This is a genomic window from Streptomyces sp. WELS2 (assembly GCF_013870595.1).
Taxonomy (GTDB): domain Bacteria; phylum Actinomycetota; class Actinomycetes; order Streptomycetales; family Streptomycetaceae; genus Streptomyces.
The window spans coordinates 1-1,617 of record NZ_JACBWZ010001154.1 but is presented as its reverse complement, the minus strand read 5'-3'; the positions used below and the strand labels follow the sequence as shown (position 1 = coordinate 1,617).

Below are 1,617 nucleotides of genomic sequence, written 5' to 3'. Positions count from 1 at the left end.
GCCGCGATCGCCGCCGCGGGCGCCAACGCCGACATCGCCGCCTTCGGCACCACCGAGATCCCGGAACTCGACCGCACCGCGACCGAACAGGAACTGACGAGGCTTCAGGGCCCGCAGCGCGGCAAGTCGTACATCGGCCCGCGCCCGAAGATCGTCACGCGCCGGGGCTGGGGCGCCGACGAGTCACTGCGCGAACACGGGTTCGTCTACACGAAGAGGATCAAGGCGGCCTTCGCGCACCACACCGCCTCCGGCAACAAGTACACCTGCGCCCAGGCCCCTTCCGTCATCCGCGGCATCTACCGCTACCACGTCGAGAGCATGGGCTGGCGGGACATCGGCTACAACTTCCTCGTCGACAAGTGCGGAACGCTCTACGAGGGCCGGGCCGGGGGCGTGGCCAGGGCGGTGCTCGGCGCGCACACCCTCGGGTTCAACACCGACAGCATGGGCGTCGCCGTGATCGGCAGCTACGGCACCACCCAGCCGCCGGGCGCCGCGGTGACGGCCGTCGCCCGGCTCGCCGCGTGGAAGCTCGGCCTCCACGGAGCCGATCCCAGGGCGAAGACGTACCTCACGTCGGGTGGCGGCAACCTCTACCCCAAGGGGAAGAAGGTACGGCTGAACGTGGTGTCCGGCCACCGGGACGGATACGCCACCGAGTGCCCCGGAAAGCGGCTCTACGCCAAGCTGGGCACGGTCCGCGCCGGCGCGGCGCGCTACCAGGGACGCTGAGGCCCGGCGGACGGGGGAACGCGCGCGCCCATCCGGCCGGACACCGCGCGGCCGGCGAAGGAGCCGCCGTCCGGTCTGCCTACACTGGCCGGCCGAAACGAGTGAGACGAGCAGTTCGGCCGGTCCGGCTGGAAGCGGAGACGACAGGTGACGGAAGCGATCCTTCTGGTCGGCGGCAAGGGCACCCGGCTGCGACCGCTCACGGTGCACACGCCCAAGCCGATGGTCCGGGCCGCCGGGGTGCCGTTCCTCACCCACCAGCTGGCGCGGGCGCGGGCGGCGGGCGTGGAGCACATCGTCCTCGCCACCAGCTATCTGGCCGAGGTCTTCGAACCGTACTTCGGCGACGGCTCCGCGCTGGGCCTGCGCATCGAGTACGTCACGGAGGAGGAGCCCCTCGGCACGGGCGGCGCGATCCGCAACGTCGCCGACCGGCTGCGCTCCGGCCCCGACGACCCGGTGCTGGTCTTCAACGGCGACATCCTGACGGGGCTGGACATCCGGGCCCTGGTGGACACCCACGAGACGACGGGCGCGGACGTCTCGCTGCACCTGACGAGGGTGGCGGACCCGCGCGCCTACGGCCTCGTGCCCACGGACGGCACCGGGCGCGTCCTGGCGTTCCTGGAGAAGCCGCAGAGCCCCGAGGAGATCGTCACCGACCAGATCAACGCGGGGGCGTACGTCTTCCGCCGCTCGGTCATCGACACCATCCCGGCGGACCGGCCGGTCTCGGTCGAACGCGAGACCTTCCCCGGCCTGCTGGCGGCCGGCGCCCATCTCCAGGGCATGGTCGACTCCACGTACTGGCTGGACCTCGGCACCCCGGCCGCCTTCGTGCGCGGCTAACCGAAGGCGGCGAAGGCCTCCAGCTCACGGAAC

The 1,617-nt window shown here is 72.0% G+C and carries 1 protein-coding gene and 1 pseudogene; both read left to right on the top strand.

The features are described 5' to 3' along the window. Positions 1-735, top strand: a 735-nt coding sequence (locus tag H5J33_RS34550; RefSeq protein ID WP_181798608.1) for a peptidoglycan recognition protein, incomplete at its 5' end; no start/stop codon positions are given. 147 nt (positions 736-882) lie between these two features. Continuing rightward, positions 883-1,581 (top strand): annotated as a pseudogene (locus tag H5J33_RS34545) (NDP-sugar synthase); the annotation flags it as partial. Between the last annotated feature and the right edge of the window lie 36 nt (positions 1,582-1,617).